15 protein-coding genes are annotated in these 14920 nt (G+C 44.7%); all 15 read right to left on the bottom strand.

Going from position 1 to position 14920, the window contains the following annotated elements:
- Positions 1-9: 9 nt before the first annotated feature.
- Positions 10-768: an imidazole glycerol phosphate synthase subunit HisF gene (hisF, locus tag NCY57_RS03580; RefSeq protein WP_015526984.1), complete on the bottom strand. Its 759-nt coding sequence runs from the start codon at positions 766-768 to the stop codon at positions 10-12.
- Positions 769-770: 2 nt separating this feature from the next.
- Positions 771-1400 carry an imidazole glycerol phosphate synthase subunit HisH gene (gene hisH, locus NCY57_RS03585; protein WP_021650803.1) on the bottom strand — a complete coding sequence of 210 codons (630 nt, stop codon included), beginning with the start codon at positions 1398-1400 and terminating at the stop codon, positions 771-773.
- Positions 1401-1546: 146 nt separating this feature from the next.
- Positions 1547-3064 (bottom strand): sensor histidine kinase, encoded by a 1518-nt coding sequence (locus tag NCY57_RS03590; protein WP_021650802.1) that lies wholly within the window; start codon positions 3062-3064, stop codon positions 1547-1549.
- The gene (locus NCY57_RS03595; RefSeq protein ID WP_015526981.1) at positions 3061-3741 is read right to left on the bottom strand and encodes a response regulator transcription factor; all 681 of its coding nucleotides are present in this window, start codon (positions 3739-3741) and stop codon (positions 3061-3063) included. Before NCY57_RS03595 ends, NCY57_RS03590 begins: the two co-directional genes overlap by 4 nt.
- 224 nt (positions 3742-3965) lie before the next feature.
- Entirely contained in the window at positions 3966-4832 is an 867-nt protein-coding gene (locus tag NCY57_RS03600) for a phosphatidylserine decarboxylase (protein ID WP_250789490.1), read from the bottom strand.
- Entirely contained in the window at positions 4829-5512 is a 684-nt protein-coding gene (locus tag NCY57_RS03605) for a CDP-alcohol phosphatidyltransferase family protein (protein WP_021650799.1), read from the bottom strand. Before NCY57_RS03605 ends, NCY57_RS03600 begins: the two co-directional genes overlap by 4 nt.
- A 100-nt stretch (positions 5513-5612) precedes the next feature.
- Positions 5613-6644 carry a lysylphosphatidylglycerol synthase transmembrane domain-containing protein gene (locus NCY57_RS03610; protein WP_250789491.1) on the bottom strand — a complete coding sequence of 344 codons (1032 nt, stop codon included), beginning with the start codon at positions 6642-6644 and terminating at the stop codon, positions 5613-5615.
- A complete protein-coding gene (locus NCY57_RS03615; protein ID WP_044961052.1) occupies positions 6644-7342 on the bottom strand; it encodes a phosphatase PAP2 family protein in 699 nt (232 codons plus the stop codon). Before NCY57_RS03615 ends, NCY57_RS03610 begins: the two co-directional genes overlap by 1 nt.
- A gap of 324 nt (positions 7343-7666) precedes the next feature.
- Positions 7667-8182, bottom strand: a complete 516-nt coding sequence (locus NCY57_RS03620; protein ID WP_250789492.1) for an L-rhamnose mutarotase — start codon at positions 8180-8182, stop codon at positions 7667-7669.
- 30 nt (positions 8183-8212) lie between these two features.
- Entirely contained in the window at positions 8213-9136 is a 924-nt protein-coding gene (locus NCY57_RS03625; protein ID WP_250789493.1) for an AEC family transporter, read from the bottom strand.
- 21 nt (positions 9137-9157) lie between these two features.
- Positions 9158-10345 (bottom strand): S41 family peptidase, encoded by a 1188-nt coding sequence (locus tag NCY57_RS03630; RefSeq protein ID WP_173745730.1) that lies wholly within the window; start codon positions 10343-10345, stop codon positions 9158-9160.
- Between the two features lie 172 nt (positions 10346-10517).
- Entirely contained in the window at positions 10518-11423 is a 906-nt protein-coding gene (gene ftsX / locus NCY57_RS03635; RefSeq protein ID WP_015526973.1) for a permease-like cell division protein FtsX, read from the bottom strand.
- Positions 11413-12096, bottom strand: a complete 684-nt coding sequence (ftsE, locus tag NCY57_RS03640) for a cell division ATP-binding protein FtsE (RefSeq protein WP_015526972.1) — start codon at positions 12094-12096, stop codon at positions 11413-11415. The genes ftsX and ftsE overlap by 11 nt, the downstream gene beginning before the upstream one ends.
- 609 nt (positions 12097-12705) lie before the next feature.
- On the bottom strand, positions 12706-13797 hold the full coding sequence (locus NCY57_RS03645; protein ID WP_015526970.1) for a PucR family transcriptional regulator: 1092 nt from the start codon (positions 13795-13797) through the stop codon (positions 12706-12708).
- A 136-nt stretch (positions 13798-13933) separates the two neighbouring features.
- Positions 13934-14803 carry a YitT family protein gene (locus NCY57_RS03650; RefSeq protein ID WP_022426731.1) on the bottom strand — a complete coding sequence of 290 codons (870 nt, stop codon included), beginning with the start codon at positions 14801-14803 and terminating at the stop codon, positions 13934-13936.
- Positions 14804-14920 lie beyond the last annotated feature (117 nt).

Consider the following 14920-nt stretch of genomic DNA (forward strand, 5'->3'; position numbering starts at 1 on the left):
TCATCCAACTTATCTTCTCACGGAAATTCCTTTTTCCGCAAGGTAATCCTTCACTTCCCGGATCTCCAGCTCTTTGTAGTGGAACAGAGATGCTGCCAGTGCCGCATCTGCTCCGCCTTTTGTCAGTGCATCATAAAAATGCTCCAGGGTTCCGGCACCACCGGAGGCGATCACCGGGATGGAAACCGCATCTGCAACGGCTCTTGTAAGTTCAATATCATACCCGGCCTTGGTTCCGTCACAGTCCATACTGGTAAGAAGGATCTCACCTGCGCCAAGTTCTTCCACCTTCTTTGCCCATTCAAGAGCATCAATACCGGTATCCAGTCTTCCGCCATGTTTGTAGATATTCCAGCCGCCATCCTGTCTTCTCTTGGCATCAATGGCAACTACTACACACTGGCTTCCGAATTTCTGTGCGGCCTCATGGATCAGCTCCGGACGGTCGATAGCTGCGGAATTTACAGAAATCTTATCTGCACCTTCACGGAGAAGCTTCCGGAAATCATCTACGGTACGGATTCCTCCGCCTACGGTAAACGGGATAAATACGTTGGCTGCAACAGCTCTTACCATATCCACCACGGTATCACGCTCCTCGCAGGAGGCAGTGATATCAAGAAAAACAAGCTCGTCCGCACCGGCTGCATCGTAAGCTTTGGCAATTTCCACCGGATCTCCGGCATCCTTAAGATCAACAAAATTCACGCCTTTTACTACACGTCCTTTATTTACATCCAGACATGGAATGATTCTTTTTGTAAACATGATTATGCCTCCTTTCCGGTGCCTGACTCAAGTGCCGCAAAATTCTCAAGGATCTTCAAGCCCCACCGGCTGCTTTTTTCCGGATGGAACTGACACGCAAATACATTTCCCTTCTCCACAGACGCATGGATGCATGTGCTGTACTGAGTGGTCGCTTTCACGATTTCTTCCTCCTCTGCCTGAAGATAATAGGAATGTACAAAGTAAACGTATGTGTTTTCCGGAATACCCTTAAATAATCTTCCGCTGTTCTGAATATGCAGGGAATTCCAGCCCATATGCGGAATCTTCAGTCCCGGACTTGGCGGGATGCGCAGGATTTTCCCCTTCAGGATTCCAAGACCTTCCACTCCCGGTGTCTCATCACTGCTCTCAAAAAGCAGCTGCAGTCCCAGGCATATCCCAAGAAAGGGCGTTCCCTTTTCCACGATCTCATGTATTACCGGAACAAGTCCGTATTTTTTGAGATTTTCCATAGCATCACCAAAGCTTCCAACCCCCGGAAGGATTACTTTATCTGCTTTCAGAAGCACCTGGGGATCTCTTGAGACGACAGTCTCCTGTCCCAGATACTGAAGTGCTTTTTCCACACTTTTGATGTTTCCTGCATCATAATCAATGATTCCTATCATAATAATGCTTCCTCCTGCTCTTTTGTATCTCGATATTCCTCTCTCACCTTCGATTTACATTGCTTTAGTATAACGCAAAAACAGGCGGTTGCAAAGACTTTTCTCTGCTGCCGCCCATTTTTTCACATTATCACGGTAAAGTTTTATTATTTCCGGTCCAGTGTAAACCAGAATTCCACGCCATTATCAAAGTTCTGTACGCCATATTCCTGGTTCATGCTTTCCATGATGGCCTTTACAATGGATAAACCGATACCGCTTCCGCCGTATTCCCTGGTTCTCGCTTTATCAACTTTATAAAATTTATTCCAGAGATTCGGTACATCTGCCTCAGGGATCGGAGTCCCTGTGTTAAACACACTGATCTTCACACGGTTACCCTCATCCTGCAGCTTGATCTCGATTTCTTTCTCTCCCTCCAGATGGTTCAGGGCATTGCTTACATAGTTTGTCACAACCTCTTCGATCTTAAACTCATCGGCCCATACATAAACCGGCTTCTCCGCCTCAAAGATCACTTTTGCATTCTTCTGCCCGATCATGATATTCATGGTCTGAAGCACGCCGCGGATCAGGGATACGATATCAAACCGCTCCATTACAACTGCATCTTTGCCGGATTCCAGCTGATTCAGTGTGAGAAGATTTTTTACCAGTTTATTCATCTTGGAGGCTTCATCCATAATGACATCGCAATAGAACTCTCTGCTCTCAGGATCATCAGAAATATTTTCTTTTAAGCCTTCTGCATAGCCCTGGATCAGGGCTATGGGAGTTTTCAGTTCATGGGACACGTTATCCAGAAATTCCTTTCGCATCTTGTCGATCTTGATCTTGTCCTCAATGTCACGCTGCAATTCATTATTTGCAGATTTCAGTTCACTGATGGTAGTCTCCAGCTGTGAGGACATCCGGTTGAAATTATCTCCCAGAACATCGATCTCATTGCCGACCTTGCTCTCGTATTTTGCCTCAAAATCCAGATCTGACATTTTTCTGGAAAGTTCCGTAAGCTCACTGATGGGACGGGTGATCCTCCTGGTCACGACCATAATGACCAGACCACTTAAGATTATGATCATCAGACCTACCGCAAAGTAAAACTTATTGGAAATATCAGCGCTCTCCCGGATGCTCTCAAGGGGTGTCCTTATGATAAAATAATGTTCCTCATCCAGCTGTCCCCAGCATTCCACATAATCCATTCCCGCAAAACGGTCATGCGACTGCTGGATGGTATAATTGTCACCCTGCTTCAAGGTCCGGCTCTTATCTCCGTCCTCATCCAGATCATAGACATATCCGAACAGCTTGCTCTGAAGCATTTTTTCATTTTCGCCCCAGGAAAGCCAGCTAGTATTGCTGCTGTCAATGATAACCCAGGAAAGATTGTTTCTGGAGCAGGCTCTCTGGATCTCATCGGGAATACTCTCCATACCTTTCGAGCTGTTGCTGTTCATCATCTTGTCAATATCTGTATTTTCCAGAGTTGTTCGGAGATTCAGAAGTACATCGATCTTTTTTGTCACATAATATTTTTCAAGAAAGGCTCCGTTGATCACGGTAATAGTCAGAATGGATAAAAACAGCAGACCGATAAAGTATGCTGTGATCTGATGGCGGAGACTGTGGATCTTTTTTATTTTTTCCTTCGTTTTTTTCATTCTCCTACCTCAAACTTATAGCCCATCCCCCAGACTGTCTTGATATACTCGCCCTTATCGCCCATTTTACTTCTCAGTTTTTTGACATGAGTATCAATGGTTCTGGCATCTCCGAAATAATCATAATTCCACACAGAATTCAGGATCTTTTCTCTGGAAAGAGCGATTCCCTCATTCTCCAGGAAATAAGTCAGAAGCTCAAATTCCTTGAAGCTCAGATCCATCGGTTTATCATCTACCGTTGCCTGATGCGCTGCCTTGTCAATGACAATCCCACCTGCTGAAAGTATCTCATCCGGGTTGCTCTGTCCCGTTCTTCGAAGAATGGCTTCTACACGTGCTACAAGGATCTTGGGGCTGAAGGGTTTGGAGATATATTCGTCCACCCCGAGTTCAAATCCCAGAAGCTCATCACGCTCATCTCCTCTTGCTGTCAGCATAATGATGGGAACCTTGGAATTTTTGCGGATCTCACGACATACTTCCCAGCCATCCATCTTCGGCATCATCACATCCAGGATCAGAAGCGCAATGTCCTTTTCTTTATAAAAAATATCCATGGCCTCCTCACCGTCACCAGCTTCCAGTACCTGGAAATTCTTTTTGGTGAGAAAATCCTTTACCAGTTTTCTCATTCTGCTCTCGTCATCTACTACAAGAATTTTTAATGCATCCATTCTATCTTCCTCCGTTTCTCAGTCGCTGTTCCGGACAGCTGCTGACAGCCCGAAATGCTCTGTATCATCCCTCTTTACAAAAAGCTGAGCTTTTACTTCCGGTTCATTCTAAAGCGGATATTTCCATTCCGCTTTGCTACTGCTCATAATATATCACAGGTTTGTGTTGTGTGTGTGAACGTAATTTCATTTTTTTAATTTTATCCGCAAAAAAGGAGAACCCTCTAAAAGGATTCTCCGATCTTTTCTCCCATAAATACTCTTGTTTCAATTCCTTCACGGGAATTGTTTAAAATATCTTCATCCGGCTTTACCGCATTTTTTTCGGTGATCAGCACAATGGTGGAGCCGCCGAAAGCAAAATTCCCTTTTTCGTCTCCCCGTTTCACAAATGCTTTCCCTGGCCGGTTTTCGATTCTTCCGACAAGAAGAGCACCTACCTCCATCATCAGCACGGTACGGAAATTCTCTGTTTTCAAAAGAGAATACTCTCTGCTGTTTTCCTTGTAGATCGGATAGACATCGTTGGCCACGGGGTTGACTGTATGCAGGATCCCCGGGATCCTGATGCGTCCGGACTCCGCCGCATTGTCCGGATAAATATATCTGTGATAATCCTGAACACAGAGACGAAGCACCCACACATAGCCACCCTGATATCTTTTTCCAAGAGAAGGATTCCTGAGAAGCTCATCTATGGTATATTCGGTCTGTTTGATATGAAGACGGGCTTTTTCATCTACCGGATACACACTCACCCTGCAGTCACAGGGACTGATAAAATGTCCCGGTTCCATATCAATATGGCGGGCACCCTCCCGGATCTTCCGCTTGAAAAAATCATTGTAAGAGATGTATTTACGCTTTTCATAATCACTTATATCCAGATGATTGAACCGTATAAAGGGTTTCACCGCTGCTGCCGAAAGCCTGGAATCCAGAAGCTTTCCCATGGCAATGGAAACAACAGGAGTGACCAGTGGACGTATCAGCATGCGTCCGGCTACAGAACCGTAGATTTTTTCCAGAAGGTTGTTCTGAAAGGAATCCTCCTCTGTAATATGCCCCATTCTGTCCGCTGTCCGGATCATAGATTACCACCTCTCTCCATGGAAAGCTTATAGAGATAATTGAACTTCCACCATCCTTCGTTGTAGAAAAGTACAAGAAGAACTGCCACAGCAACTACCGCAACAATGATCACCAGCTCCCTGTTGGTGGGCTTACGGAATTTAAAATCCAGGATAAACAGAAGTCCTACCGTCAGCATTGCGATATGAAGGAGCACCACAAACCATTTATACTCCGGAAAAAGCAGGGATACCACAAACAGAAGCGGCAGGACCACAGACATGGATGTGATGGGAAGTCCCTGATAATATTTTCGGTTTTCGGAGGTTTCATTCTGACGTTTTTCCTCCATAACATTGAAGTATGCCAGACGGATCAGGCCTGCCAGACCGTAAAATAAAAGAATAGCTATTCCGTAAATATGACACATTCCAAGCTTAAATCCCAGCACAATGGGAAGGATCCCGAAACAGACGATATCTGCAAGGGAATCGATCTGGATCCCGAAGCATTTCTCTTCCTCCGTTCTGTTCTTCTTAGTTCTTGCGATCTTTCCGTCAAACATATCGCACAGTCCGGAAAATGCAAGACAGCACACCGCTGCTGAAATATGGTCCGTCACAGCGCAGAAGATTCCGATCATGGAAGAAACTACGCTTATGTAAGTCATTATTACCGTATAATCATAAAATCCTATCATTTGCACACCTCTTTTTTCTTTTTCATGTCAGGCTATATTCACAGTCCCACAGGGGACTTACCTGATCTGGGTCAAGCAGATCTCCGCGATCTGCATTCGATCAAATCTTTTCAGGATTCCTTTTTCCGATAGTGAGCTGAGCCACCGCAGTAAACACCGCACTGATCAGCAGCTCTCCGTAATATCCCAGCCCTCTGCTAAGCACCATTCCCGGAAGCAGCAGGCCACCGAATACCGGACTGAAAATGGTAAGAAACAAAGTCTCACTGATTCCCATTCCTCCCGGAAGCGGCAGCATATCCACAGATACCGATATCACTGCCTGGAGAAAAAGGATATCCCAGAAACCGGTTCCATGGAGTCCAAAAGCCTGATATACGAACCAGGTTACTGCAAACAGTGCCATACGCTGGATAAAAGTGATTCCTATCACTTTAACGATCACCAGCGAATTATTCTTCAGATATGCCGCAGTATTTCGGTAAGTATCCATGGAAGCTTCCAGTTTTTTCAGCCGTCCCTCTTTTTTCCTCATCAGATGAAACCGTTCCAGAAGCTTCATGCCCTTCACCAGGATCGCTTTTGCCAAAAGCGGATGAAATACCAGAATGGTCATAAAAGTGACACAGAAGATATTCAGCATCAGCCCCAGATAAAACACCGGCAGGATTCCTTCCAGATATTTGTGAAGAAATCCTCTTCCGAAAATCGCGATCCCAATACCGATCACCACAAGCACCAGCTTATAGGTAATCGTCACGATCATCAGGATCACCGTTGACACCGGAATGGAAATCTTCTCTTTTTTCATATAGTAGATCTGCATGGGCTGTCCGCCGCTGGCGGATGGTGTGATACAGCTGAAAAAGAATCCTACAGACGAAAACAGAAAGCAGGTTCTTTTTTTCAGATGGATCCCGCTGGAACGCATCATATACCAGATAATGATGGATTCCCCCCAGATAAAAAATGCTACCAGTACAATTCCCGGAAGCAGCCACCGTTTATCTGCCCTATGTATGGCATCCATCATGGAAGACAGGTCTTCTCCATGAAAAACGCCGTAGATAGTCAGGGCAAAAACTACTGCCAGGAACACTCCGTTAAATATGATCTTTTTTCTGCTCTTCATCACTTGACACCTTCTGTATAGCTGTTGATCTTCTTTTCAATTTTAGTTCCAAACCGTTCATAAATATGCCAGAGTTTTGTTTTCTGTCCCAGAATAAAGCATACCTGAGCCAGGATCACACCACCTGCCACATCCACAAGTACATGCTGCTTGGTAAAAATGGTAGACAGAAAAACCAGCACAGCCAGTGTAAACGATACCCCCTTATACCATGTCGGAATTCTTTTCTGATCCTTGATCCCCAGAAAACAGAACCAGCTTACCAAACAATGGATAGATGGAAACAGGTTATCTGCCGCATCAATGGAATACAGCCAGCCGGCCAGCAGATCCCAGATTCCGTTTCCTTCGATCACCGGTCTTGTATTGGTAGTGGGATATGCCAGAAATATGATCAGACACACACAACGGGATATAATATCCGCAGTAAAAAAACGGTAAACCTGTTCCCGCTCCTGCCTTGCCGCAAGGATATAATTCACTGCCCAGAATACATAACAGCCAAAATAGATAATCAAAAACTGCGGCACAAATGGGAGCCGCAGATCAAGATTACTTTCTATATTGTGATGATACCAACCGCCTGCGATCGCCCTTGAACCGGAATATACAAGACAGTTAAATACAAATGAAAAAACAAGGGGAAAAAGCCCGTACGCAGGTACGATCCCTGTTACATATTTCCAAAAACGTTTCATAAATTCACGCCTCATTATTTTATTGATATCAGGAATAAAACATATTCTTCTCCTGCTAACATCTGCTAGTCACAGTATAACAGTCGGGGCGTATGGTTTCAACTAAATATGGAAAGTTTAAGAATTGTTAAGATTTGAGTTCAGTTATTTTTTCTTTTTTGTTCATACTTTTTTCAGAATGACGTCACAGAATGACCACAAAATATGAGTATATTATTAGATGTGCAAAGGGTACTACCTTTGATAACACTTTTTTCTTTTTCATACTGCCGGGGCTGCCTCCAAACAAAGCCCCGGCCTCCTTCCTTTTTATTTTCCCATTTTTTAATTATGCCATGCAAGACGTACACTGGACGGATGTACTTCTTTTGTCATCCAGTCCACATCGTTGGTGATCCAGTCCATGATCCCGAGCTGGCGTGTCTCCCATGCGATGGTTGCCTCTCTTGCTTCCGGTGTTTCTTCCACTTCCATGGTTGTGTCGATCTCATCATATCCAAAAATATATCCGCCTGCACTCCAGATGCTGAAGTTGCTGTCCGGGCCCGGATCTATTGTTTCGCCTCTCTGCGCCACAAGTCCGTCATGACGGGCTTTATATTCTTCCTCACAGCCGTCTTTTAATTTTGTCATGAACATTCTGTGGCGGATCAGCTCTTTGTTTTCTCTCACAACACCAAAATTATGATACATCAGGCGCATGTCTTTTCCAGGAGTAGAGATCCAGGTAAAGGTATCTCCGATCTTTTCAGTCAATGCTGCCTTTACTTTCTCCTCTTCCGGAGAGATCACCTCTCCGTCTGCATTTTCGTAATATCCGCAAAGCATGTTGCCTGACACAAAGTTATCCGTAACGATTCCCTGAGATGCTCAGGCAAGATACAACATGACCATCAGTGGCATGGTTATGATACTTACCAGCGTTGTCATTACATTGATGGTGCTGGCATAGACCGGGTCCTGATCGTAGAGCTGTGCCAGCTGTACAACCGTTGTTGCCGACGGTGTGATCACTGCCATCAGACTGATAAGCAGAATGGTTTTTCCATCCTTTACCATTGAAGCCAAGGGCAGATACTTCAAAAACAACAGTATGAGCAGCGGAGTCACCACCATTTTCAAGATCGTGATCAGATAGATCCTGGAATGGCTGAAAATATCTTTCCATTTTACCTCCGTCATGGTCATTCCAAGCATGATCATACATACAGGTCCCAGGGTGGCTGAAATCTGGCTCATGGTATTTCCAAGAATCACCGGCAGTCTGATCTGCGTGAAGAACAGAACGATGCCAAGGACAATAGCGATCAGATTGATGTTGCAGAGGATTTTTTTCCAGTTGATGCCGGCCTTCGCCTCCATCAGCGACTGTCCGTGGGTCCACATCAGGATCATCTGCACACTCAGGAAAGCACTGGCATAGATCACCCATTTTTCACCAAGAACTACCGTTACAAGAGGGATCACCAGATTTCCGGAATTGGAATAGATGATGGATTCTTTTTCTACCACACTTAATTTCAGTGGCTTGCCGATGATCTGTACAAATACCAGAAGAAAAATATGGATCAGGATGGCCGCTGCCACTGCCAGAAGGAAGCCATTCCGGATGCTTCTGGAATATTCGATCTGAAAAGCATTGATCATTACACAGGGCATGATGATGTAGATACAGATGACTGAAAGTGTCCTGCTGCTTTTTGCATCGATAAGTCCGCATTTTACCACTGTAAATCCACAGGACATCATCAGAAAAAATACGATGATCTGCTGCAATAATTGTAAAGTTATCATTTTTTCTCCCCTCCGAACGCGTCAGCTCTGTCCGATCTCTTTCAGGGCTGTCTGAAGTTGCGCGTCTTCTTTATGTGTAAGTTCTGTCCAGTCTGTGATGTCTCCGGAAAGCTCTGCTTCCACATCCGGAGTGATTCCTTTTTTGTTGATATCATTGCCCTTTGGCGTAAAATATTTTGCGATGGTGATCTTTACCGCACTGCCATCGGTAAGAGGCTGGATGGTCTGCACCACGCCCTTCCCATAGGTAGTTGTTCCTACAATCGTTCCAATCCCGTAGTCCTTTACCGCCCCCGCAAAGATCTCCGATGCACTGGCACTGTTTCCGTTTACCAGAACAGCCAGCGGCATGTCCAGTTCATTTTTTCCGTCGCAGGTTTCCTCTTCCCTTTTTCCGTTTTTGTCCTCTGTATAGACGATCAGTCCTTCCGGAAGTATTTGGCGGAGTACGCCGCAGACTGCAGTAAGAAGGCCTCCCGGATTATCACGGAGATCCACAACCAGCTTCTTCATTCCCTGATCCTTCAGATCTGCAAATGCTTTTTTATACTGATCGCTGGTCACCTCAGAAAATTCGGAGATCCGGATATAGCCGGTGTCTCCGGAAAGCATCTCATGGGAAACGGTCTGAATCTCCACATCCCGGATCTCCACTTTGACATCCCGGGTTTTCTCTTCGTTTTCCCGCTGTATGGTCAGCATTACGGAATCTTTCTCACTGTCACGGACCATGGAAGCAATATCGGAAGTTTCTTTGTCTGTAACATCAGCTCCATCTACTGCCTTGATCACATCTCCCTTTTTCAGTCCCGCCTGTTCTCCAGGGCCGCCCTCATAAAGCTGTATGATCTTTGCCCCTCCGGTGTCATCCTTCTGAAGAACGGCACCGATCCCTACGTAGGAGCCTTCATTGGAAGTATTCAGCTCTTTATACTGTTCTGCTGTGTAATAGGTGGAGTACGGATCCTTCAGGCCGGCAAGCAGGCCAGCATAAAGCCCCTCACGCAGGCTGCTTTCGTCTTTTTCATCCAGATATTCTTCATCGATCAGTTCTTCCAGGTAATTCAGCTTCTGAACCGTTTTCACATCGGAAAGCGCATTGCCTTTCGGAAACAGTACTTTCTGATAGCTGGTAAAAACAGCGCCTGTCACAACCAGCGTTGCTGCCACTCCAATGGCTATACCTTTTTTGAATTCTTTATTTTTCATATTTTTCCTTTCTTCTGCACAGCCGGTAAAGCCGATAAGATCACAGATTTTCTGTACTCCTCTGTGCGCCGTCCGGTTTTTATATACCGAAAACGGCTGCCGATATTCCGACAGCCGCTGTATATCTTATGATCACACATCATGCGGATACATAAGATTCTCTGCTATTTGGTTATACTCTGAGATGTTTTCTTGTTGTGAAAAAGCTTCCCAAAAGACCGATTCCCACACCAAGTCCAAGTCCCATGGGAACCAGACCCTCATAAATCTGCCAGATCGGAATGAAATCCACGATTCCTGTCAATACATTGAATTTTGTCAGAATAAACTCTACAGCGGAATTATACAGGAAAAACAGGCAGATCAGCGGTATCGCCGCACCGATCACACCGAGGATCATACCTTCCAGAAGGAATGGCAGTCGTACAAAAGCATCTGTAGCTCCTATGTATTTCATAATTCCGATTTCTTCCTTGCGGACAGAAATACCCATAGATACTGTATTGCTGATCAGGAATATGGAAATGATCAAAAGGATTGCGATCACGGCAATCGACACATAAGAAACCAGCTTGTTAATGGAACCAAGTGTCCTGGATGCCTGTTCAGACTGATTTACCTTCCGGACATGTTCCAGTCCCTGGATATAATTCACCAGTTCTGTCTGCTTGGTAATATCATTAAGATATACCTGATAATTGGATGAATTGGCAAGAGGGTTATCATCTTTAAATCCATCTGCCGCATCTTCATCTCCAAAATATTTCTGTTTGTATTCTTCCCATGCCTGATCTGCGGACTGATAGTCCATCCTGGCCACTTCCGGCCTGGACTGAATAGCATCGCCGATCGCCTGGATCTCTTCCTCTGAAGTGCCCTCATCAAAGAATACTGTGATCGGTACTTCTTCTTCCACCTTATGGGCAATATTACCGACGTTGTTCACGATGGAATAGAAAATGCCTACCAGAAAAATGCAGGCTGCCATCGTGATGATACATGCCAGGGAAAACATCCAGTTTCTTTTTATATTCTTAAAGCCCTGCTTCAGGGTATACCAGATCGTACTAGGCCTCATGATATCCTCCCTCTTTCTCATCGCTGATGATCTTGCCGTTGTGCATGGTGACTACTCGCTTGCGCATGGCATTGACGATGTCCTTATTGTGGGTAACTACCAGAACTGTGGTTCCTCTGTCATTGATCTGCTCCATCAGAGCCATGATCTCTTCGGAGGTTTTCGGATCCAGGTTTCCGGTCGGCTCATCTGCCAGAAGGATGTCCGGGCGGTTTACCAGTGCTCTGGCAAGAGCAACTCTCTGCTGCTCACCACCGGAAAGCTCATCCGGGTATGCCTTATACTTTCCTGCAAGTCCTACCTCCTGGAGAACCTCCGGCACACGTTTGCGTATCACACGGGTAGGTCTTCCTATGACACGCTGCGCAAATGCTACATTCTCATATACATTACGGTCTTTTAAAAGACGGAAATCCTGAAATACTACCCCAAGCTTTCTGCGATACTTGGCAACGCGTCTGTGTTTCATCTTCTCCAGACGTTCCCCGCTGACTGTGATCGTTCCGCTGGTAGAATCCAGTTCTTTCATCAGAAGCTTGATCAGTGTGGATTTACCGGAGCCACTGCTTCCTACTACAAATACGAATTCCCCTTTATCAACATGTAAGTTCGCATGATTCACAGCCGGAAGACCCGGGCCGTAAGATTTGCTCACATCTACAAGATCGATCATATATATCCTCCTCTATATTATAAAAACATAATTTTCTTAATTTTTTTGTAACATTATTGTAATATATATTCTGTTTAAATGCAAGAATAAATTTCCCGGGCCCTACAACGGTTACTGTTCACGTTACTGTTCACTCCGTTCTCAGTAACCCGCTTCGCGATGCACAGAATTTATGCTGATCGCATAAATTCGCGCGATATGTCTCGGGTTTTCTGTGACCTTCGCTCACAAAAAACACCTCGCGGGACATTATCAGTGAACAGTAACCTGTTCACTCCATTCTCATTAATGCGCTCCGCGGAATATTACCAGTGAACAGTAAGCAACAGCCCTCTTCAAATTATTTATTTTAACGTAAAAATACCAAAATTACAATAGAGTCATGGATGTTATCTGTGAAGTTCATGTGAATTCGTTACTGCTCACTCCGTTCTCAGTAACACACTTCGTGAATGCTTCCAAACAGGAGGGACATTTACAACAATATTCCATGATGAAAAACGCTCATACAAAAACTGCCACCTATTCCGGGAAGGAATAAGCGGCAGTTTAAAAGTTCTAATATGTTGCCTTAATATATCAAACTATCATCCTGCATTCCGAATGCTATTAGTACTCTAAGGTCTCCATATATTTCATATATCGAACAACCATCAGCGCGATCTTAAATGTAATGGCATCCTCAAACACTCTCAAATCAAGGCCTGTACTCTTCTGGAGTTTATCCAGACGATATACCAGCGTATTTCTGTGGATATACAGCTGACGTGAAGTTTCCGATACGTTCAGACTGTTCTCAAAGAATTTATCGATGGTGACAAGTGTCTCCTCATCGAAATCATCCGGAGATTTGTTGTCAAAGATCTCGCGGATAAACATCTTACACAGAGGAATAGGCAGCTGATAGATCAGACGTCCGATTCCAAGTGAGCTGTATGCGATAACTTCCCTGTCTCCGAAGAAGATCTTGCCTACATCAAGGGCCATACGCGCTTCCTTGTAGGAACGTGAAACTTCTTTCAACTCATTGACAATGGTACCGTATGCCATGTGGACATCCTCACCATCTTTATTCAGATCCAGAGTATCCATAATCGTATGAGCCAGCTTATCCATCTCCGGATAGCCCTCTCCCTCTTCCAGTTCCTTGACTATAATGATGCTCTTCTCATCAACAGCAGTGATAAAATCTCTGCTCTTTCCGCCAAAAAGGCTTTTCACGCTCTCTACAGAGCTGTGATCTTTCTCCTGGTTCAATTCCAGGATCATAACTACACGACGGACATCTGCTTCAATATGAAGTTTCTTCGCTCTGTTGTAAATATCCACCAGAAGAAGATTATCAAGAAGAAGATTCTTGATAAAGCTGTCTTTGTCAAAACGCTCCTTGTACGCAACGATCAGATTCTGGATCTGGAAGGCTGCAAGCTTGCCTACCATATAAGTATCCTCATCATCTCCGTGGGCTACCAGGACATATTCCAACTGATAATCATCACAGACCTTAAAGTACTGAAATCCCTTGACAAGCTGGCTGTCCGCCTGGGATTCTACAAAAGCCTGGATATCTGCCGGCTGGATCTCAAAATCAGAAAAGGTAGACGCAAGTACCTTGCCGTCTGTGTCAATGACACAAAATTCCGTCCTTGATATTTCTTTAAGTCCCTCGAGCGTATTCTGTAACACCTGATTCGATATCATTCCGTTCAATCCCTTCTCACTTATGTGTATGCTTATCTTCTGTCTTTCCCTCTTTATCTATGGCTATTTTAATACAAAATCACCAAAAATGAAAGAGTAAAACTGAAAAAATTTACAAATTTTTGTTGAAATCCGCCTAATTTTTCTCTATAAAACCTTCTCCATGAACTTCTCTTGCATCGGAAACGATCACAAAAGCGTTGGGATCAATATCATCTACCAGCTCTTTCAGCTTCACAATTTCCTTTTTGTTTACCACACAGAAGATGATCGTCTTCTCCTGACCGGAATACATCCCCTTGCCACAGATCCCTGTCGCTCCGCGATCCAGGTCTTCCATAATGACTCTGGCAACCTCATCCGGCTTCTCCGTGACGATAAATGTCTGTTTGGAAAACTTCAGACCTTCGATCAGACTGTCGGATACTTTTGTTACCAGATAAACCGCAATGATGGCATACAGGGCCCGCTGGATACCGAACACATACATTCCTACGATCACAATAAGCCCATCAATAAACTGCATGATCTGTGCGATGGAATAATGACGCATATACTTCTGGATCAGTGCTGCCATCATATCCGTTCCGCCTGTGGTTCCCTGTCCAAGGAAAACCATTCCAATGCCGATTCCCAAGATCACACCACCGTATACAGCAGCCAGAAGGAGATCATCTCCCGCAATATTCCACACCGGCTGAATGGCAAGCCAGGTTGAGAGGGAGATCTCACCGACCAGAGCTTTTTTTACAAAGGAAAAGCCTTTGATCCGCCATCCCAGAAAAAACAGCGGAATGTTCAGCGTGATATTGGTAAGCCACAGCGGAACCCCGCCATCTATGATCTCACCGGTCCAGTGCTTCACCAGGATCGCTATACCGGAAAAGCCGCCTGTTACCAGCCCGGTTGCATCAAAAACGGAATTGATGGCAAGTGCCATCAGCCCGGTTCCTACTATGATCAGAAGATAATCCAGATACCAGTCCTTTTTTTTCACAAGACTCATAAAGTGCTCCTTTCATTTTTTACAGCAATTCCCGGAATTTCTGTCTTGAAATGTCCTCAATATTTCTATTCCGCTGTGAAAATCCCAGAAATGCTATAGTATCATATGACAACTGCA

The sequence above is a fragment of the Blautia sp. MB18-30 genome, assembly GCF_023669475.1.
Taxonomy (GTDB): domain Bacteria; phylum Bacillota; class Clostridia; order Lachnospirales; family Lachnospiraceae; genus Blautia_A; species Blautia_A fusiformis.

Excerpts from the sequence above, each read along its gene's own strand:
- NCY57_RS03630 (WP_173745730.1), bottom strand. The coding sequence starts at position 10,345 with ATGAAAAATAAAGAATTCAAAAAAGGTATAGCCATTGGAGTGGCAGCA.
- NCY57_RS03590 (WP_021650802.1), bottom strand. The coding sequence starts at position 3,064 with ATGAAAAAAACGAAGGAAAAAATAAAAAAGATCCACAGTCTCCGCCAT.
- NCY57_RS03595 (WP_015526981.1), bottom strand. The coding sequence starts at position 3,741 with ATGGATGCATTAAAAATTCTTGTAGTAGATGACGAGAGCAGAATGAGA.
- ftsX (WP_015526973.1), bottom strand. The coding sequence starts at position 11,423 with ATGAGGCCTAGTACGATCTGGTATACCCTGAAGCAGGGCTTTAAGAAT.
- hisH (WP_021650803.1), bottom strand. The coding sequence starts at position 1,400 with ATGATAGGAATCATTGATTATGATGCAGGAAACATCAAAAGTGTGGAA.
- NCY57_RS03610 (WP_250789491.1), bottom strand. The coding sequence starts at position 6,644 with ATGAAGAGCAGAAAAAAGATCATATTTAACGGAGTGTTCCTGGCAGTA.
- ftsE (WP_015526972.1), bottom strand. The coding sequence starts at position 12,096 with ATGATCGATCTTGTAGATGTGAGCAAATCTTACGGCCCGGGTCTTCCG.
- NCY57_RS03615 (WP_044961052.1), bottom strand. The coding sequence starts at position 7,342 with ATGAAACGTTTTTGGAAATATGTAACAGGGATCGTACCTGCGTACGGG.
- NCY57_RS03650 (WP_022426731.1), bottom strand. The coding sequence starts at position 14,803 with ATGAGTCTTGTGAAAAAAAAGGACTGGTATCTGGATTATCTTCTGATC.
- NCY57_RS03600 (WP_250789490.1), bottom strand. The coding sequence starts at position 4,832 with ATGATCCGGACAGCGGACAGAATGGGGCATATTACAGAGGAGGATTCC.
- hisF (WP_015526984.1), bottom strand. The coding sequence starts at position 768 with ATGTTTACAAAAAGAATCATTCCATGTCTGGATGTAAATAAAGGACGT.
- NCY57_RS03625 (WP_250789493.1), bottom strand. The coding sequence starts at position 9,136 with ATGATAACTTTACAATTATTGCAGCAGATCATCGTATTTTTTCTGATG.
- NCY57_RS03645 (WP_015526970.1), bottom strand. The coding sequence starts at position 13,797 with ATGATATCGAATCAGGTGTTACAGAATACGCTCGAGGGACTTAAAGAA.
- NCY57_RS03605 (WP_021650799.1), bottom strand. The coding sequence starts at position 5,512 with ATGATAGGATTTTATGATTATACGGTAATAATGACTTACATAAGCGTA.